The organism is Dietzia sp. PP-33 (assembly GCF_033790845.1).
GTDB lineage: Bacteria > Actinomycetota > Actinomycetes > Mycobacteriales > Mycobacteriaceae > Dietzia.
Map to the genome: position 1 here is coordinate 96871 of NZ_JAMYEI010000010.1, position 15803 is coordinate 112673.

Annotated in this window: 25 protein-coding genes; 9 read left to right on the forward strand and 16 right to left on the reverse strand. The window is 69.6% G+C overall.

All coding sequences use genetic code 11. The features are described 5' to 3' along the window. Positions 1–9: 9 nt before the first annotated feature. The 9 genes from NJE57_RS16690 to NJE57_RS16730 all read right to left on the reverse strand — a co-directional run bounded on the left by NJE57_RS16690 (position 10) and on the right by NJE57_RS16730 (position 4500). Positions 10–330: a transcriptional regulator gene (locus NJE57_RS16690; protein ID WP_319029652.1), complete on the reverse strand. Its 321-nt coding sequence runs from the start codon at positions 328–330 to the stop codon at positions 10–12. Continuing rightward, positions 320–853, reverse strand: a complete 534-nt coding sequence (locus NJE57_RS16695) for a hypothetical protein (RefSeq protein WP_319029653.1) — start codon at positions 851–853, stop codon at positions 320–322. Before NJE57_RS16695 ends, NJE57_RS16690 begins: the two co-directional genes overlap by 11 nt. Then, positions 844–1422, reverse strand: coding sequence for an RNA polymerase sigma factor (locus NJE57_RS16700; RefSeq protein WP_319029654.1), 579 nt, complete (start codon positions 1420–1422; stop codon positions 844–846). The genes NJE57_RS16695 and NJE57_RS16700 overlap by 10 nt, the downstream gene beginning before the upstream one ends. Further along, the gene (locus NJE57_RS16705; protein WP_319029655.1) at positions 1419–2066 is read right to left on the reverse strand and encodes a hypothetical protein; all 648 of its coding nucleotides are present in this window, start codon (positions 2064–2066) and stop codon (positions 1419–1421) included. Before NJE57_RS16705 ends, NJE57_RS16700 begins: the two co-directional genes overlap by 4 nt. Positions 2067–2081: 15 nt before the next feature. Further along, on the reverse strand, positions 2082–2636 hold the full coding sequence (locus tag NJE57_RS16710; protein ID WP_319029656.1) for a DUF6286 domain-containing protein: 555 nt from the start codon (positions 2634–2636) through the stop codon (positions 2082–2084). Then, positions 2633–3082 carry an Asp23/Gls24 family envelope stress response protein gene (locus NJE57_RS16715; protein ID WP_319029657.1) on the reverse strand — a complete coding sequence of 150 codons (450 nt, stop codon included), beginning with the start codon at positions 3080–3082 and terminating at the stop codon, positions 2633–2635. Before NJE57_RS16715 ends, NJE57_RS16710 begins: the two co-directional genes overlap by 4 nt. A gap of 3 nt (positions 3083–3085) precedes the next feature. Then, complete coding sequence (locus NJE57_RS16720) at positions 3086–3262, reverse strand: hypothetical protein (RefSeq protein ID WP_319029658.1); 177 nt, start codon at positions 3260–3262, stop codon at positions 3086–3088. An 80-nt stretch (positions 3263–3342) separates the two neighbouring features. Further along, positions 3343–3876: an Asp23/Gls24 family envelope stress response protein gene (locus tag NJE57_RS16725; protein ID WP_319029659.1), complete on the reverse strand. Its 534-nt coding sequence runs from the start codon at positions 3874–3876 to the stop codon at positions 3343–3345. A gap of 240 nt (positions 3877–4116) precedes the next feature. After that, positions 4117–4500, reverse strand: coding sequence for a hypothetical protein (locus NJE57_RS16730; RefSeq protein WP_319029660.1), 384 nt, complete (start codon positions 4498–4500; stop codon positions 4117–4119). A gap of 518 nt (positions 4501–5018) precedes the next feature. On the opposite strand from NJE57_RS16730, the gene NJE57_RS16735 reads away from it, so the two are divergent. Beyond that, positions 5019–5336, forward strand: coding sequence for a hypothetical protein (locus tag NJE57_RS16735; RefSeq protein ID WP_319029661.1), 318 nt, complete (start codon positions 5019–5021; stop codon positions 5334–5336). A 168-nt stretch (positions 5337–5504) separates the two neighbouring features. Then, entirely contained in the window at positions 5505–5909 is a 405-nt protein-coding gene (locus NJE57_RS16740) for a four-helix bundle copper-binding protein (protein ID WP_319029662.1), read from the forward strand. Positions 5910–5952: 43 nt separating this feature from the next. Here the strand turns inward: NJE57_RS16740 and NJE57_RS16745 are convergent, their stop codons facing one another. Further along, on the reverse strand, positions 5953–6522 hold the full coding sequence (locus NJE57_RS16745; RefSeq protein WP_319029663.1) for a cupin domain-containing protein: 570 nt from the start codon (positions 6520–6522) through the stop codon (positions 5953–5955). Between the two features lie 343 nt (positions 6523–6865). Here NJE57_RS16745 and NJE57_RS16750 point away from each other — a divergent pair, with 343 nt between their 5' ends. The 3 genes from NJE57_RS16750 to arfB all read left to right on the forward strand — a co-directional run bounded on the left by NJE57_RS16750 (position 6866) and on the right by arfB (position 8344). Next, positions 6866–7063 (forward strand): hypothetical protein, encoded by a 198-nt coding sequence (locus NJE57_RS16750; RefSeq protein WP_319029664.1) that lies wholly within the window; start codon positions 6866–6868, stop codon positions 7061–7063. A 123-nt stretch (positions 7064–7186) separates the two neighbouring features. Next, a complete protein-coding gene (locus tag NJE57_RS16755; RefSeq protein ID WP_319029665.1) occupies positions 7187–7762 on the forward strand; it encodes a 1-acyl-sn-glycerol-3-phosphate acyltransferase in 576 nt (191 codons plus the stop codon). A 141-nt stretch (positions 7763–7903) separates the two neighbouring features. Beyond that, positions 7904–8344, forward strand: coding sequence for an alternative ribosome rescue aminoacyl-tRNA hydrolase ArfB (arfB, locus tag NJE57_RS16760; protein WP_319029666.1), 441 nt, complete (start codon positions 7904–7906; stop codon positions 8342–8344). A gap of 38 nt (positions 8345–8382) precedes the next feature. On the opposite strand, the gene NJE57_RS16765 is transcribed toward arfB, so the two are convergent. Next, positions 8383–8826: an ArsI/CadI family heavy metal resistance metalloenzyme gene (locus NJE57_RS16765; RefSeq protein ID WP_319029667.1), complete on the reverse strand. Its 444-nt coding sequence runs from the start codon at positions 8824–8826 to the stop codon at positions 8383–8385. 107 nt (positions 8827–8933) lie between these two features. Here NJE57_RS16765 and NJE57_RS16770 point away from each other — a divergent pair, with 107 nt between their 5' ends. Next, complete coding sequence (locus tag NJE57_RS16770; RefSeq protein WP_319029668.1) at positions 8934–9293, forward strand: Rv2640c family ArsR-like transcriptional regulator; 360 nt, start codon at positions 8934–8936, stop codon at positions 9291–9293. Positions 9294–9335: 42 nt separating this feature from the next. Here the strand turns inward: NJE57_RS16770 and NJE57_RS16775 are convergent, their stop codons facing one another. Beyond that, on the reverse strand, positions 9336–10532 hold the full coding sequence (locus NJE57_RS16775; RefSeq protein WP_319029669.1) for an RNA polymerase sigma factor: 1197 nt from the start codon (positions 10530–10532) through the stop codon (positions 9336–9338). Between the two features lie 27 nt (positions 10533–10559). Next, entirely contained in the window at positions 10560–10967 is a 408-nt protein-coding gene (locus NJE57_RS16780) for a YciI family protein (RefSeq protein ID WP_319029670.1), read from the reverse strand. A 577-nt stretch (positions 10968–11544) separates the two neighbouring features. Here NJE57_RS16780 and NJE57_RS16785 point away from each other — a divergent pair. After that, positions 11545–11703 (forward strand): hypothetical protein, encoded by a 159-nt coding sequence (locus NJE57_RS16785; protein ID WP_319029671.1) that lies wholly within the window; start codon positions 11545–11547, stop codon positions 11701–11703. A gap of 56 nt (positions 11704–11759) precedes the next feature. Continuing rightward, the gene (locus NJE57_RS16790) at positions 11760–12815 is read left to right on the forward strand and encodes an oxygenase MpaB family protein (RefSeq protein WP_319029672.1); all 1056 of its coding nucleotides are present in this window, start codon (positions 11760–11762) and stop codon (positions 12813–12815) included. Positions 12816–12881: 66 nt separating this feature from the next. Here the strand turns inward: NJE57_RS16790 and NJE57_RS16795 are convergent, their stop codons facing one another. The 3 genes from NJE57_RS16795 to NJE57_RS16805 all read right to left on the reverse strand — a co-directional run bounded on the left by NJE57_RS16795 (position 12882) and on the right by NJE57_RS16805 (position 14339). Continuing rightward, positions 12882–13154 carry a DUF3072 domain-containing protein gene (locus NJE57_RS16795; RefSeq protein WP_319029673.1) on the reverse strand — a complete coding sequence of 91 codons (273 nt, stop codon included), beginning with the start codon at positions 13152–13154 and terminating at the stop codon, positions 12882–12884. A gap of 41 nt (positions 13155–13195) precedes the next feature. Continuing rightward, a complete protein-coding gene (locus NJE57_RS16800; RefSeq protein WP_319029674.1) occupies positions 13196–13594 on the reverse strand; it encodes a YciI family protein in 399 nt (132 codons plus the stop codon). A 172-nt stretch (positions 13595–13766) separates the two neighbouring features. Next, on the reverse strand, positions 13767–14339 hold the full coding sequence (locus NJE57_RS16805; protein WP_319029675.1) for a hypothetical protein: 573 nt from the start codon (positions 14337–14339) through the stop codon (positions 13767–13769). Positions 14340–14572: 233 nt separating this feature from the next. Here NJE57_RS16805 and NJE57_RS16810 point away from each other — a divergent pair, with 233 nt between their 5' ends. Next, entirely contained in the window at positions 14573–15733 is a 1161-nt protein-coding gene (locus tag NJE57_RS16810; RefSeq protein ID WP_319029676.1) for a GDSL-type esterase/lipase family protein, read from the forward strand. Positions 15734–15803 lie beyond the last annotated feature (70 nt).

Consider the following 15803-nt stretch of genomic DNA (forward strand, 5'->3'; position numbering starts at 1 on the left):
GCCCCGCGCTCACCCCGGATCGAGCGACTGCACACGCACCTGCAGTTCGGTCCCGTCCGGCACCGTGCCGGCGAGCGCGCTACGCAGAACCAGTTGGATGTCCCGCACGGTGTCGCGGACCGGTCGGGAGCGGTCCAGGCACACCTCCACCGAGACGCTGCCCTCGGCGCGGTCCACGTGCAGACCGAAGTGCGAGGTCTGTGATCCGGAGCGGCGGATCCGCGCGTCGAGCGCCCGGAGTGAGGTGCCGATGCCGGGTTCGATACCGCTGACGCCGGGGACCGCCGCCACCAGGTCGATCAGCTCTGCTGCTGTCGGCTCAGTTCTCATGGAGATCCTCGATGTGGATGTCGACCACCAGGTCGGGCAGGTCGAGTTCACGGGCGCACGCGGCGCGCACGGCGTCGCGGACCTCGTCGGCCACGGCGGGCAGGGCGGGCAGGCGCGGGACCGTGGCCGCCACCGAGAGCCGGCAGGTGACGCGGGTGGGCAGTCCGCGGGTGCCCCACCCCTGGCCCGGTGCGTGGTCGACGGTGGTCCGTAGGCTCACCACCCCCGCGACCCCGTCGACGGTGTCGCGGATCAGCGAGCGCAGGGCGAGTTCGGTCACGGTGTACGGGCCCACCTCGGTGGGGGGCATCTGTACCCGGGCGCCGTGGCGGGCATCGGCCCGGACGGCCTCGGCCAGTGCGGACCTCGCGCGCCGGGACAGTTGCACCGAGTCGTCGCCGCGGTTCTCGAGCTCGTCCCAGTCGCGGTGCAGGGCACTGATCTGGTCGAGGTAGTGCCTGGTGGCCTCGGCGTCGTGGGGTCCACCGGATCCGGAGGATCCCTCCATGGTGTTCACCGCCATTCCTTCATGTATTCGATCACGTGGGTGCGGGCACGTGCGAGGCGGCCTCGCGCGGTGGACTCGGTGACGTCGAGCGCGGCCGCGACCTCCCGGTAGGACATGCCGTCGATCTCCCGGAGCGTCCAGCAGGACCGCAGGTCGGGTTCCATTGTCGCCAGCACCAGTGCCAGTGCGCGCATCTGCGCGTTGACCTCGGTGGTGCGGGCGGGGTCGGCCCGGGGCCCGTCGTCGCGGTGGACGTGCAGGTCCTCGGGCGGCCTGGCATCGGTGGAGCGGCGGGCCCGGCGTCGTGCGATGTCGGTGGCCCGGCGCGAACAGATCTGGGACAGCCAGCTGCGCACGGCCTCCGGGTCGTCCAGGAGGTGCAGCCGCTTCCACGCGGTCAGCAGGGTCTCCTGGACCACGTCCTCGCTGTCCTGTCGGTCCCCCAGTACCAGATAGGCGATGCGGAACAGCCGGCCCTGGTGCCGGTCGATGAGCAGGTCGAAGGCGTCCGGGTCGCCGTCCTGGGCGCGCAGCACCAGGGTGCGGTCGTCGTACTCCACGGGTCGGGAGGGCGGGGGCGTCATACGGCCTCGGAGACCAGGTCCCCGCCTCTGTTCTCCTGCCGCACGGCGACGCGGTCGGATCGGCCGGACGACCGCGGGGTGTGCAGCCGGACGAGCAGGTCCACAGAGCGGGGGGCGGTGCCCAGTGCCGTCTCCGGGTCCGCGGCGAGGACCCTGCGGGCCTCCTCGACGGCCCACTCGACCTGCGCGTCCTCGGCCACCGTCACCTCGGCCAGGATCCGAAGCGAGGTCGTGGAGCCCGACACCCGCACGGACGCCTCCTCGACCCCGGGCACGCCCTCCACCCGCTCGACGAGCGCACGCTCGAGGACCTGCGGCTCCAGGGTGGCCAGCACGGTCCCGTCGTCGCCGGGCAGACGCAGGGTCGTGTGCGCGGGGGCGGTGGGGATCTGCGCGAGCAGCAGGCCCAGGCCGGCGAGAACGGCGAGGACCGATGCGACGGTGGCGACCGGCAACGCCCACCCGCGGTGCTCCTGCACCAGCGCGGAGACCGTCGAGTCGGCGGGCACCACCAGGCCGGCGAGGGGTGAGCCCGGGGGCACCAGGCCGAACGCCACCGCGAGCAGCCACGCCGCGGCGATCAGGGTCAGCAGTCCCGCCACCGTCAACGCGATGCGGTTGCGGGTTCCGGAGAGGCTACGCATGAGTGTGTCGTCCCTTCAGCTTCTGCGGTGGGTGCGCACGCGGGGGCGTGACGGGCCTGCCGGACGTAGTTCGGACAGCGCGTGGTCCACGGCGGCGGTCGCGCCGCGGGTCACCGGGGCGGTGTCGTCCACCACGGTCTCTACGGCCACGTCGATCCGGCGCGGGCGAACGGACACCCGGGTGCTGTGCACGCCGTCCACGTTCTCTGTGCGCCGCTGGATGCGGCGGGCCAGGTCGCGCTGGGAGATGGCGGTCTCGCCGGGGATGTCGTCCTCTAGTATCCGGACGCGGGACGGGCGTCCCGGGACGAACGCGGCCAGCAGGAGGACGAGCCCGACCAACGCCAGCACGACCGCCGTGACGCGCATCGCGGTCGAGTCGAGGCCGGTGCCGGCGACCGAGGCCACCGTCGAGGAGGCCGCGGAGGGCCACGTGTCGTTGATCAGGTAGCTGCCCAGCAGCCAGATCCCCAGTCCTCCCAGGGCCAGGAGCGCCACGGCGAGCAGACCCGCCGGGATGGCGCGCGGCGGTCGCCTGATCAGGCCGCTGCCCCGTGTCCGGGCACTCATCGCAGTGCTCCTCTCGTCGCGGTCCCGGGGTTGAGCCACGAGATCTCGATGTCCAACCGGCCCACCTGCAGGCCGGTCAGGTCCTGCACGCGGTCGCGGACGTGTCGGCGCAGGCCCAGGCACGTCGCTCGGAGGTCCACGGGAAAGGCGACGCCCACGTCGAGCCTGAGCACGGCGACCGTTCCGTAGAGGTCACACGTGGCCGACGGTCGCGAGTCGAAATCGCGGCGGGCGCCCACTCCCAGCAGGCCCCCGGCCGCCCCACCGACGTGGGTGTACTCGGAGGCGACCTGCGCCGCGATGCGACCCACCACGGAGGCGGGGATGGTGGTGACTCCCCGATGCTCGGCCGGCACCGACGACTGTCCCGGTGATGTGGACGGGTCGTCCGCGCTCGGATCGGCGGGGGGCCGCTGACCGGCACGGTCAATCTGCGCGGCGGTCACGGCTCACCGCCTCCGGCGATCGGTCAGGCCCTTGATCTCGACGCGTCCCTCCATGGCGAGGCCCACGGCCACACCGATCACGCCGAAGAGCAGCACGACCAGGAACTGGCCGATCGAGCCGAACGCGGCGACGGCGCCGAGGAACAACCCCACCAGAAGTGTGAGATGGGTGGTCTTCATGAGAACTCCTCGCTCAGGGGTGCGGGGGCGGGCCGGGTGACCCGCCCCCGCGGTGCAGCGGTGGTCGGTGGGTCAGCGGATCAGCGCAGTTCGCCGCTGCGGTTGCTCTCGGAGCTGGTGCGGGCGTTGTCGTCGTCATCATCCTGGGGCAGGTGCACGTCGGCGACGTTGACGTTGACCTCGACCACCTCGAGGCCGGTGGTGGACTCCACCTGCTCGATGATGTTGCGGCGGATGGCGTTGCCCACATCGACGATCGAGGCGCCGTACTCCACCACCACCGTCACGTCGACCGCCGTCTGGGTCTCGCCCTTCTCGACGCTGATGCCGCCGGTGACGTTGGTCTGGGCGTTGGGGATCCGGTCGGTCACGGCCGAGAAGGCGCGACGCGTGGCACTACCCATGTCGTAGACGCCGGGGACCTCACGCGCGGCCATGCCGGCGATCTTGGCCACCACGGCATCGTCCAGCGTGGTCACGCCGCGGGATGTCTGGAGCGGGCCGCGGGCGGGCTGCTTCTCGACGGCGGTCTCCTGCTTGGCGGCCTCGGCGGACTCGGCGGCCTGCTGCTCGCGGGTCTGCTCGCGACCGGTCTTGGGAATTGCGTTCGACATGATTCCTCCTCGCGGGAAAGCCCGGCACCGGGCCGACCCTTCGATGAACACCTACACAACTAAGACGTCACGAGGTGCCGGATCGTCACGCGCGATCGCGAACTTTTTTCCGGACGGCCGGTTCCGGGGCAGGTTCTGAGGAGGAACGGGCTGGTCAGCGTGGATTCTGGCTCGACGAGCCCCCGGAGATGCGTACCCGACGATGCACCCGCCGATGCGTACCCGACGACGGACCGGTACCTACTCCGTGACCCCGGGGAGGCGGTCGATACGCACGCGGAGCGCCCGCTCGGGCTCCCGTAGCTCGAAACTGATCCGGGCCGGGCGGCCCGTGCTCCGGGAGCCGACCTGCGCGCGCGCCGCGGGAATCCGGGTGAGCAGGCACGTCACGCCCACGATCAGGGCGAACACCGTCACCGTGAACGCGGCCGGCAGCATCCAGCCGTTCTGCACCTGCAGGGCCGACCCGGCCGCCAGTTCAGCCGAGCCCACGAGGCTGCTCATCTGCGCCCCGAGTGTGGAAAGACCGGGGGCCACCGCGGCGACCACAGCGCCGGTGGCCAACACCACGAAGCCCGCCAGCCTCAGGATGGAGCGTCTGCGGGTGCGGGGGAGAGAACTCATGGGGGTTCTCCTTTCGGCGTCTGCCCCTGATTCGGAGACCGGCGCCACACGGATGGGAGAACAAAGAGCCCGACGACGACGACGTGAGCCCTCGCCCCGGGCGCCCGCTCCAGCCGCATGTGCCGTATGCGCCGCATTTGCCGATCGGGCCGCCCCACCGCCCGCGGCACGCCACCCGCCGCCTGCCGCCCGCGGCTCGCGGTACGCCCCCCTCCCCTCCCCGCCTGCCGCCCGCGGCTCGCGGCTCGCGACTCGCCACCCACCGCCTGCCGCCCGTCGCGCGGTCACTTCCGATCGCGTTCTCCCAAGTGAATTTCGCCGCAATCGTTCAGATGCGACCACTCGTCGAGTGGGCACCTCGATCGGGGTGAGCGGGCGCGGCTGAGGCCGGGTGCCGTACGCCGGAGCTCTCGCTCCGCGGGCTCGCGGTGGCCAGCGGGCGCAGTCCTCCCAGCTCGTGCGGGTCGCGTGCTGAGTCGTGTTTGCCACCACCATCAGCGGTCAGGTGAACTGTCGATATGGAGCTTGTGTGGGGATCACTCGCGTGGCTCGCCGGGACCGTGCAGTACACCGTGGCGTTCCACCAGATGAGTAGAGCCAACCCCGATGAAAAGATCCCGCAGATCTTCGGACTGCCGAGGAATCACCCGGGAGAGATCTACGTCTACCGAGCCGTCGCAGTGATGCTGCTGATGCTCTCGTTCTTCGCGTGGGCCGATTTGCTGGGGTACTGGGGCGTTCTGCTCATACTCTCCGGGACGATCCCGGCCGCTGTCCTCAATGCCCGACACAATGGTCGGGTCCACGACCCACGGTCCACCAACCGTCTCGGCTGACCGAGGCGTGGCGGCCTTCATCGCCTGGGACCGACCGGACCGACCGGACCTCGCCGACCGACCGGACCGACCGGAGAGAGCGGGCGCAGTCCGGACCGGTGGCGTCACCCCTCCCCCGATTCCTACCCTGGAGACGACCTGCCCAGGACACGAGAAACCGGAGGAATCATGACCACCACCGCGATGATCACGTCCCACCCCAACCCCACCACCGATCTGAACGTGGACCTGCTGGCCGAGGCGATCGACGCCGCCGCAGCGTGCGCCACCACCTGCACCGCCTGCGCGGATGCGTGCCTGGCCGAGGAGTCGGTCGCCGAACTCCGTGACTGCATCCGCACCGACCTGGACTGCGCCGACGTCTGCGCGGCCACCGCCACGGTGCTCAGCCGCCGTACGGGCAGCAACCTCGGAACGGTCACCGAGCTGCTCAAGGCGTGCGTCAAGGCGTGCTCGGTCTGCGCCGACGACTGCGAGGACCACGCCGAGATGCACGAGCACTGCAAGGTGTGCGCGCAGGCGTGCCGGCGCTGCGAGAAGGCGTGCACCGAGTTGCTCCGCGCCATCGGTTGAGAACCCGCGCGACCACGCGCGACCACTGGGGGCCGTCGAGCCCTCAGTGGTCGCAGTTCGCCAGGTCGGTCTCCGCGAGCGGCTTACCCTCGGGGATCACGTAGGTCACCATCAGCACCACGTTCTCCTCGCCCTCGTTGATCCCCTCGTGCGGGTACCCCGCGCCCTCGATGATCGAGCCACCGGCCCGGTAGACGTGGACGCCACCCGGGTAGATGTCGGCGTAGTGGGTGAGCTCGCCCTGCTCGACCACCGCGATCAACTGGCCGTAGTGGCAGTGCTCACCGGTTCCCGCACCGGGCTCGAGGGTGATCTCGCGAAAGGTCACCCCCACTCCCTCGGGGCCGCCATCCACCTCCACATCGACGGGCCCGTCCTGCTGACCTGCGGCGATGTCCACGGCGCGGACCGAGGCCTCAGACGACGCCGCCGCGGCGGGCGGTGTCGACACCGGCGACGAGACCGGCGACGAGACCGGCGAGGGGGTAGTCGAGGTGGCCGTCGACGCGGCCGGAGCCGGGTCCTGCGACTCACCGGAACCGCACCCGGCAGCTGCCATCGCGACGGCGGCGACGATCACAGCGGCGCTGTTCCGGAGGAGAGAATGCGGCACGGCGGGCCCTCGAGTCTGCTCGGACCGACCAAGGAAGTCCGGTCAGCGTGAGGTGAGATTATCCCATCAACTGATTCTCATACTCGATCCGGAAAAAGATCCCGCGCCCACTGCTGCGACTCGAACCGGAGGGCACGGGCCCGGAGATTCTGGACCGGCCGACGCAGAATGAGGTGGCGCGCACCCGGGGCGGGCCGGGGGAACGACGACGACGAGGTGGCCCCCTACCCACGGGCCCGATCGGGGGCTATGGTCATGCGCGGCCACAGTGGATTTCCAACAGTGGATTTTCAGTAGTGGACCATCAGCAGTGGATCATCAGTCGTGCCGGAAGAGGAGATCCATGACCAGCTCCACCCTGCCTCCCCAGGTACTGGGCCAGCGGATGCAGTTGACGACCCTCGAGTTGGGGGTCAGCGCGTCGCTCGCCGCGGTGGCGGTTCTCGGGGTCACCCTGTTCGCGGTGTCCAGCGATCCCGGGCAGTCCTCGCCGGGCGCCGACCGGGGCGCTCCCACCTCAGTGGTCAGCCAGGTTCCCTAGAACCAGGCCCCCAGGCCCCGCCAAGTCCCCCAGGCTGCCGGAGTATCCGCCCGAGCGCCACAGATTGCAGACTCCCATCCGCCGGGTCTGCCTCCCGCGGCGAGAGCCCGTTAAGGTGACGGCGTGCTCCGACGACTCGTATCCCGCATCTTCTGGTTCTTCAGCCCATGGGAGCTGTCCACTCAGCCGGGCCCGGATCGACCGACAGTGCTGCTCGGGGCTCCGCACACCTCGAACTGGGACTTCGTCCTGATGCTCGGCATCGCCTGGCGTCTGGGTATCGACGTGCGGTGGCTGGGGAAGGCCAGCTTGTTCGCGGGCTGGCGCGGGCCCGTCATGCGCGCACTCGGCGGGGTCCCCGTTGATCGGGCGAATCCTGCTCGCGTCGTCGCGGACATGGTCGAGCAGGTTCACGCGGGCGAGATGTTCGGTCTGGTCGTCACCCCGGACGGCACCCGCGGGGGTCACGAGCACTGGAAGTCCGGGTTCCACCGGATCGCCCGGGAGACGGGTCTTCCGGTGACCCTGGGATACGTCGATCGTGCCACCATGACGACGGGGCTGGGGCCGACGCTCGAGCTGAGCGGCGACATCGCGAAGGACATGGACCGCATCCGGCACTTCTATGCCGACAAGACCGGGTTCCATCCCGAGAAGCGGGTGGAGCCGCGCCTGCGGGAAGAGATCCCGGTCGACTGACGCCGGAGCCGGCGCCTCCGACACAGTGCTCACGCCTCCGGCACAGTGCCCACCCCTCAGGCACAGTGCCCACGCCTCCGGGATAGTGGCCCCCTCGGCGGGCCGGGGCGCGGGCGATCGCCGCTGCGGGACACTGGTCGTGTGGACGGCCTTCGCGTGACCCCGGGACCCGGTGCGCCCCGTGGCCTGACGGTGCCGGAGAGCGAATTGGTCGAACAGTTCTCCCGGTCCTCCGGACCCGGCGGCCAGCACGTCAACACCTCGGATTCGCGGGTCCAACTCAGTCTTGACCTCAGCACCACGTCGGCTCTGGACGAGACCCAACGCGCCCGCGTGCTGCAGAACCTCGCCGCGAGGTTGTCCGGCACCGTGCTCACCGTCAGCGCCGAGGAACACCGGTCACAACGACGCAATCGGGTGGCGGCGCGGCAGCGCCTCGCCGATCTGCTGCGCGACGCCGTGGCTCCCCCGGTCACCAGGAGGCCGACCCGTCCCACGCGGGGTTCGCGTCGGCGACGAGTCGAGGGCGAACAACGGCGTTCCGAGATCAAGCGCAACCGCAAGCGTCCGGATAGCAGGTGACCTGACCCGCCTGACCCGGCCGTTCCGGTTGACCGTGTTCAGCAGCACGAGCTCTCCGCGGCGACCTCGGCGGTGGCCTCTGGGCCGGCCGCGTGCTCCGGGCTGGTCCCGAAGGTCTCCGAGTCCGCCAGGACGGTGTAGACCTCCCACTTCTCCCCCGCCGGGCCGGTGACCCAGACCTTGTCCTGGGTGGCGAAGCAACAGGTGGTGCCGATCTCCTCGTCGGTGAACAGCCCCTCCTCGGTCAACCGGGCGATCTCGGCGTGGACCTTCTCCGAGGACTCGACCTCCACGCCCAGGTGGTTGAGCGAGCCGCCCTGTCCGGGGTTCTCGAGCAGCACCAGCTTGAGCGGCGGCTCGGCGATCGCGAAGTTCGCGTAACCCGGCTTGAGCTTGGCCGGCTCGACGCCGAACAGCTTGGTGTAGAACGTCACCGCCTCCTGCAGGTCGTCGACGTTGAGGGCGAGTTGAGCGCGTGACATGGGAGCCTCCACCTGTGTGACGTATATCGAATTGGTGCGACCTCCAGAGTGCTCCGACTCTTCGATATATGTCAAGAGGGTGGCTGGAATCGGGCTAGAATCGGACCATGCCCAAAGCACTCCCGGTGATCGACGTGAACGCGCCGATCTGTTGCGACCCGGTGTCGGCCGCACCCATGAGCGATGCCGACGCCCTGGAGCTCGCGCTGCGCCTCAAGGCCCTGGCCGATCCGGCGCGCATCAAGCTCCTGTCGGTCCTGCTCACCGCAGACGGTGGCGAGGTGTGCACCTGCGACCTCGCCGCCGGCGTGGACCTGGCCGAGTCCACCGTCAGCCACCACCTGGGCCAGCTGCGCAAGGCCGGGATGGTCGCCTCCGAGCGGCGCGGGATGAACGTCTTCCACCGCGCCCGGGCCGAGTCACTCCAGGCCCTGCGCGTGGTGTTGGATCCCGACTGCTGCCGCTGACCGCGCGGCGGGCTGCCGCTGACCGCGAACCGAGCCGCGCCTCTACGTCCGTTGCGAACCGCCCAGCCCCCGGGCCTTGCGGGCCAGGTACCGGCGCTCGGGAAGGGAGGTGGCCTCGGCCGCCGCGCGCTCGTACAGCTCCGCGGCGTCCGCGCGATCACCCGCCAACTCGTGCAGGTACGCCTGTGCGGCGGTACGCCGGGGCACAGACGAGGGCACTCCGTCGAGCGCGGCCAACCCGGCGACCGCGCCCTCGGCGTGCCCCACCGCCACGGCCCGGTTCAGCCGCGCCACCGGGTTCTCGCGGAGCCGCAGGAGCTCGTCGTACCACTCGACCAGTTGCGTCCAGTCGGTCTCGGCGGTGGACGGGGCGTCTGCGTGCAGGGCGGCGATCGCGGCCTGCGCCTGGTATTCGCCCAACTCATCGCGATTCAGCGCGGCCTGCAGGATCGCCACGCCCTCCTCGATCGCTCGTGCGTCCCATCGGCGGCGGTCCTGTTCGGCGAGGGGGATCAGCTCGTCGTCGTCATCCCTCCGGGCGGCCCGTCGGGCGTGGTGCAGCACCATCAACGCGAGCAGACCCCTAACCTCGGGATGATCGATGGAGGCCGACAACTGCCGGGTCAGTCGAAGGGCCTCCACGGCGAGGTCCACCTCGCCGGTGTAGCCCTCGTTGAACACCAGGTACAGCACCCGCAGCACGGTGGACACGTCACCGGGGCGGTCCAGGCGCTCGCCGGCGAGGGTGCGTTTGGCCCGGCTGATGCGCTGCGCCACGGTGGCCTCGGGCACCAGGAACGCCCGCGCGATCTGCCGGGTGGTCAGCCCGCCCACCGCACGCAGGGTCAACGCGACGGCCGAGCCGGTGGGCAGCGACGGGTGGGCGCACAGGAAGTACAGCCACAGGGTGTCGTCGACCTCGCGCCCCTCCCCGGGCGTCGGGTCCGCGCCCGGGACGCCGGAGGAGCCCGATGACGACGAGACCGTCTCCTGCTCGGCCACCGCCAGTTCCTCGCGGCGCCGACGGGCGGTCTCCGAGCGGGCGGCGTCCAGGAACTTCCGCCACGCCACGGCGATCAGCCAGCCGCGGGGGTTGCGCGGTGGGTCGGCGGGCCACGCGCGCATCGCCTCGAGCAGTGCCTCCTGCACGGCGTCCTCGGCCGAGGCGAAGTCGGCCCCGCGGCGGACGAGCACGCCGATCACCTGCGGGGTGAGTTCGCGCAGGTCGGGTGTGGTCATAGCAGCGTCAAGCCCCCGAACCAGAGCTCAACCCTCGAACTCCGGCGGCGACTCGAGGAACGGCCGCAGTTCGAGCCACTCGTGGATCGGCTTCCCGCCCGCGCCCGGAGCCGCGGACAACTCCGCGGCCAGCTCCAGGGCGCGGTCGTAGCTGTCCACGTCGATGATCATCCAGCCGGCGATCAGGTCCTTGGTCTCGGGGAACGGGCCGTCGGTCAGCGGGGGGCGCCCTTCACCGTCGTACCGCACCCACGTCCCCGACTCCGACAGGGCGTTGGAGTCCACGTACTCGCCGGTTCCCTCCAGCCGCGCCGCGAAGTCGTTCATGTACTCCACGTGCGCGGACACCTCCTCGGGCGCCCACTCGTTCATCGGCACGTTGTTCGGCGCCTCCGGAGCGCCCCGGTAGTGCTTGAGCAACAGGTACTTGGCCATGGCAGTCCTCCTCAGATCGTGCGACCCAGATCTCGTTCGACCCAGATCTCGCGCGACCCAGTTCTCGTTCGACCCAGTTCTCGTTCAATCCAGTGTGGTCGCATCACCAGGTGGACGGAACCAGATCCGAGTTCTCGCCACGGGGCTCGATCGGAACGGGCTGCATCGGCACGATCGGCTGAGAAATCCATTGCCTGGATCTAGGACTTTCGTCCACGCACAGCAACGACTCGGCATGCCACGGCTTGATCCCACAGGCAGCCACGCCGTGACCACCGTCGAGGCCGAGACCGTCAACCGGTGCTTCCCATGAACGTCCGCGCGGGTGTGGTCGGGAACACGGTGTGATCGCTTGCGAAGTCGCAAATTGCATTCATGTTCAAGAGACGCCTTCGTTGGACCCGATCCTCGAACGGCCCGCCCGCGCCGAGACTCGGCGGCACCGGGTCCCCTCCCACCGCGTGGTCACTCCTGATCACGTTCTCCCAGGTGCGGTTTCCCAGAATCCATCAGATTTGACCACTCGTCGAGTGGCATAGCTACTGCGGGCCTGTGCCCCGGTAGCCGGGGCGAGCGGATGCGGCCTTGCGCCGAAGCCTGCACCGTCGTCGCCGTCGTCGTCGTCGCCGTCGCCGTCGCCGTCGTCGTCGCCGTCGCCGTCGTCGTCGCCGTCGTCACAATGGCCCTTACCTGGGACTTCCTCCCGACACTTTACAAACGGTCATCGTATGTCTAATACTCTCGGGCATCCGGCGTGAGCTCGTTCACGCCGAAGATGTTCGAGGAGGCGACGTGGCAACCACCGAGAAGAACCGCATCGACGAGGGGCTGTTCGGCCCGGGCTCGGTGGCGTGGAAGGTCTGGACGTTCCCGGCGTCCGCGCTGCAGGGTTTCGCACGCGCGGTGACGATCGAGCACCTGGACCCCGATCTCACGGCCGCGGTCGACGAGACCGGTCAGGTGATCCAGCGGACGCCCCTGCGCTATGACCGCACGATGGAGTACTTCTCCGCCGTGATGTTCGCGGACACCCCGACGGTCATCAAGATGTCGGACATCCTCATGAAGGTCCACTCGCGCGCCTACGGGGTCAACAAGGTGACGGGCAACGAGTACGACTCGAACAACCCGGACTCGCAGCTGTGGATCCACATGACGGCGTGGCACTCGATCCTGTACGTGTACGAGGTGTTCGGGCCCGGCAGGCTCAGCCGCGACGAGGAGAACGAGTACTGGCGCCAGTGCGCGATCGCGGCCGAGGTGCAGCCCATCCGCCAGGAGGACGTGCCCCGGACCCGCGGTGAGGTGCAGAAGTACTTCGACGACTGGCGGGACAAGCTGTCGGCGTCCGAGGCGGCGATCTCGAACGTCGACCACATCCTCAACGGCTTCGAGACCATCGAACCGCGCCTGCCCACGATCCTAAAGAAGGTGGGCCGGCCCTTCCTGCGGGCGAGCATCATCGCCACCTACCCGCGGTGGATGCGTCCGATGCTGGGCGTCAAGCAGTCGCGGGCCGTGGACACCGCGTCGATCGCCCTGTGGCGGATGCTCTTCAAGGGCGCCCACAACAACCCCGACGTGATGATGGCGATGGTCGAACGGGTCAGCCCGCGCTCGGTCCGGTACATCGAGCCCGCGATCCGCGGCATCAAGGCCGACAGCCCGCGGACGCATTCGCCGTCGTGGGCGCGCGAGCGCTACGGCGATCCGCGCACCCCGCTGGAGCAGTACGCGGACATCAAGGCCGCCCGCGCCCAGGGCGCCGCCGTGGAGCCGTACCAGCACAACCACCAGGAGCCGGTGCTCGAATTCAAGGAGGCGGACCAGACGGCAGTGACCGTCTGAGCCGATCAACCTGAGCCGATCAACCGGCCGGGCTCCCGACCGACTCGGGCGCCCGGCCGGTTCGCACTACGCCCCGGTCCGCGGATTGCCCTTCTGAAGGCGGTCGATGTGCTCCGAGGCCTCGGCCTTGGTCAGCGTGGCCGGGAGTTCCTCGCCGGCCTCGCGAGCGAGAGTGTCGAGGTAACTCTTCTGCGCGGCCGTCATGGGCTCGTCGCCGGTCACCCAGTCGTCCGGGTCCCGCTGCACCGAGGTGTCGCCGTCGGCGCGGGACTCGGGGACGGGGGCGCCCAGGGTCTCTTCTGCGGAGTCACGGTTCGTGCCGGGATCGGGGTTGGTCATGCCCGCACGCTACGCCGGGATCGCCGGGCCGACCACCGACCTCAGACGGGTGGCGACTCCAGGAACGGCCGTAGCTCGAGCCACTCATGGATCGGCTCCCCGCCCGCGCCCGGAGCCGCCGACAGCTCCGCGGCCAACTCCAGGGCGCGCTCGTAGCTGCTCACGTCGATGATCATCCAGCCGGCGATCAGGTCCTTGGTCTCGGGGAACGGGCCATCGGTCAGCGGCGGGCGGCCCTCGCCGTCGTATCGCACCCACGTCCCCGACTCCGACAGGGCGTTGGCGTCAACGAATTCACCGGACTCCTCCAGCCGCGCCGCGAAGTCGTTCATGTACTGGATGTGCGCCGAGAACTCCTCGGGTGTCCATTCGTTCATGGGCACGTTGTTGGGCGGCTCCGGTGCGCCCCGGTAGTGCTTGAGCAACAGGTACTTGGCCATGGTGGTCCTCCTCGTACTGTGCGACCCAGTGTGGTCGCTTCACCAGGGGGACGGAACCGTTCGTCGGTTCTCGACATGGGACGGAAAAGGTCTCGACGACGACGAGGTGGCTGCGCAGAGGCAGGACCAGTCCGCCGCGCCGTTACGCCGATCGATCAGCCGCGGACCAGTTCTACCGGGTCACGAAGTTCAAGTAATCGGTGAACCTCCATATGAGGCCGGGCGTCGGCCCTCTCTGCTCCCAGTCGCAGTAGACCTCTTGACCATTTGACGGGTTGAGCGTCTTGGAGCCCTCTGAATCGCATCGCTTGCCGCCCAGAGAGTTCGCGACACGCGTCATGCGGCTCCAGTCGCTTGCCTCGGGATGTTGAAACGGCTCCTGACTGGGCGCCCAGTGGAATGCATCGGTGTACTTTCGCTGGGCACACCAAGCTCTTGTGCCATTTTCGGTATAGGCCCACTCTCCGGGAGCTGGGCAAGCGGTGTACATGACTATCCAGTTGGATGCGACGAACTGCGGGGACGGCGGCGGAGGTGGGACCGGGTCCTGCCAGAACAGCGGGAACGGCAAGGCTGGGAGCTGGCCTGCGGTCGACCCCATCGGTATTGGCACCGCGATCGGCTCGATCGGCGGCAGTTCCACTGAGCCGCCGGGCAACGGCTGCGCCTGAGCGATCGGTGCGGCGGCCAAGCTGAGTGCGAGGACTCCGAGCGCGCTGGCGATGGTAGTGCGGATGCGTGACACGGATCCTCCTGACTAGACCGGGTATTACGGAAATCAAACACATGCGTCCGACAAACGTCTCCGAGTTGGTCCACTCCCGCAGGGGCACAGCCGGTCCCGTCCGCCCCCTTATAGTCGGGTGTGCTGACGGTCGTGCCCATACCCGCGGACACGGGTACTCGACGCTCACAACCCACTCCCCCGAGCCCGACGAGTCGCGGCGGATGACAGCACCTAGCGAAAGAGAAGCACCCATGACGATCAGCACGCCCATCACGCCGGCGCTACTGCGCGGCCACGATCATCTCGAGACCACGTCCCGGGGGCTGCGGCCGCATCGGCTTCCCGCCTGGGTGGGAGCGCAGTTCCCCGATCCACAGTTGCTGTCGATGGAGGCGCAGCCCTCAGGTGTGCGGCTGGCGATGATCACCGGGGCCGAGAGCATCGAGCTCCTCACCCACCCCACCCGCCTCGCCTACCGAGGGTTCGACCGCCCGCGCGGCAGCGTCGACCTGGTCGTGGACCACCAGCTCGTCGCGAGTGATCTGCTCACCGGCGGAGACGCGTTCCAGACGGACCTGCAGACCGGCGAGACCACGGCCGTGAGCGGCGCCCCACACCTCACCCGGTTCACGGGACTGGCCGCGGGAGAGAAGCTCGTTGAGCTGTGGTTGCCGCACAACGAGACGGTCGAGCTACTCGAACTCCGCACGGACGCGCCGGTGACCCCCGCGCCGACCGACGCACGCCGGTGGCTCCATCACGGGAGCTCGATCAGCCACGGCTCCAACGCCACCACGCCGGCGCGGACCTGGCCGGCGCTGGCGGCCCGTCTCGGCGGTGTCGACCTGCGCAACCTCGGCTTCGGCGGCAGTGCCCTCGTCGATCCGTTTATGGCCCGCGTCATCCGCGACACCCCGGCCGATGTGATCAGTCTCAAGCTGGGCATCAACGTCACCAACTCCGACTCCATGCGGCTCCGCTCGTTCGTCCCCGCGGTGCACGGGTTCCTCGACACCATCCGCGACGGACACCCCACCACCCCGCTGCTGCTCGTCTCGCCGATCTACTGCGGCATCCACGAGGACACCCCGGGACCCGGCGCGTTCGATCCGGACAGCTTCCGCACCGGGAACGTGCGGTTCGTCGCGACAGGCGAGACCGGCGACACCGAACAGGGGCGACTGACGCTCAGAGTGATCCGTGACGCGCTCGCGTCGATCGTCGAGAAGAGATCCGACGACGACAACCTGCACTACCTCGACGGCACCGCACTCTATGGGTCGGCAGACGCCGAGGAGCACCCACTCCCCGACGCGCTGCACCCCGATACCGCCACACACGAGCTGATCGGTACGCGGTTCGTCCAGCACGCATTCCGCGCCGGCGGCCCACTGGCCACCGCGAGGAGCTGAGGCGCCCCGGGCTACACCTTCGCGCTGCCTCTGCGCTGCCTCTACCTCTGCGCTGCCTCTGCCCTGTCGA

Coding starts and splice junctions, on each gene's coding strand:
- NJE57_RS16690 (WP_319029652.1), bottom strand. CDS start 330: ATGAGAACTGAGCCGACAGCAGCAGAGCTGATCGACCTGGTGGCGGCG.
- NJE57_RS16695 (WP_319029653.1), bottom strand. CDS start 853: ATGGCGGTGAACACCATGGAGGGATCCTCCGGATCCGGTGGACCCCAC.
- NJE57_RS16700 (WP_319029654.1), bottom strand. CDS start 1,422: ATGACGCCCCCGCCCTCCCGACCCGTGGAGTACGACGACCGCACCCTG.
- NJE57_RS16705 (WP_319029655.1), bottom strand. CDS start 2,066: ATGCGTAGCCTCTCCGGAACCCGCAACCGCATCGCGTTGACGGTGGCG.
- NJE57_RS16710 (WP_319029656.1), bottom strand. CDS start 2,636: ATGAGTGCCCGGACACGGGGCAGCGGCCTGATCAGGCGACCGCCGCGC.
- NJE57_RS16720 (WP_319029658.1), bottom strand. CDS start 3,262: ATGAAGACCACCCATCTCACACTTCTGGTGGGGTTGTTCCTCGGCGCC.
- NJE57_RS16725 (WP_319029659.1), bottom strand. CDS start 3,876: ATGTCGAACGCAATTCCCAAGACCGGTCGCGAGCAGACCCGCGAGCAG.
- NJE57_RS16730 (WP_319029660.1), bottom strand. CDS start 4,500: ATGAGTTCTCTCCCCCGCACCCGCAGACGCTCCATCCTGAGGCTGGCG.
- NJE57_RS16735 (WP_319029661.1), top strand. CDS start 5,019: ATGGAGCTTGTGTGGGGATCACTCGCGTGGCTCGCCGGGACCGTGCAG.
- NJE57_RS16740 (WP_319029662.1), top strand. CDS start 5,505: ATGACCACCACCGCGATGATCACGTCCCACCCCAACCCCACCACCGAT.
- NJE57_RS16750 (WP_319029664.1), top strand. CDS start 6,866: ATGACCAGCTCCACCCTGCCTCCCCAGGTACTGGGCCAGCGGATGCAG.
- NJE57_RS16765 (WP_319029667.1), bottom strand. CDS start 8,826: ATGTCACGCGCTCAACTCGCCCTCAACGTCGACGACCTGCAGGAGGCG.
- NJE57_RS16770 (WP_319029668.1), top strand. CDS start 8,934: ATGCCCAAAGCACTCCCGGTGATCGACGTGAACGCGCCGATCTGTTGC.
- NJE57_RS16775 (WP_319029669.1), bottom strand. CDS start 10,532: ATGACCACACCCGACCTGCGCGAACTCACCCCGCAGGTGATCGGCGTG.
- NJE57_RS16780 (WP_319029670.1), bottom strand. CDS start 10,967: ATGGCCAAGTACCTGTTGCTCAAGCACTACCGGGGCGCTCCGGAGGCG.
- NJE57_RS16785 (WP_319029671.1), top strand. CDS start 11,545: ATGCGGCCTTGCGCCGAAGCCTGCACCGTCGTCGCCGTCGTCGTCGTC.
- NJE57_RS16795 (WP_319029673.1), bottom strand. CDS start 13,154: ATGACCAACCCCGATCCCGGCACGAACCGTGACTCCGCAGAAGAGACC.
- NJE57_RS16800 (WP_319029674.1), bottom strand. CDS start 13,594: ATGGCCAAGTACCTGTTGCTCAAGCACTACCGGGGCGCACCGGAGCCG.
- NJE57_RS16810 (WP_319029676.1), top strand. CDS start 14,573: ATGACGATCAGCACGCCCATCACGCCGGCGCTACTGCGCGGCCACGAT.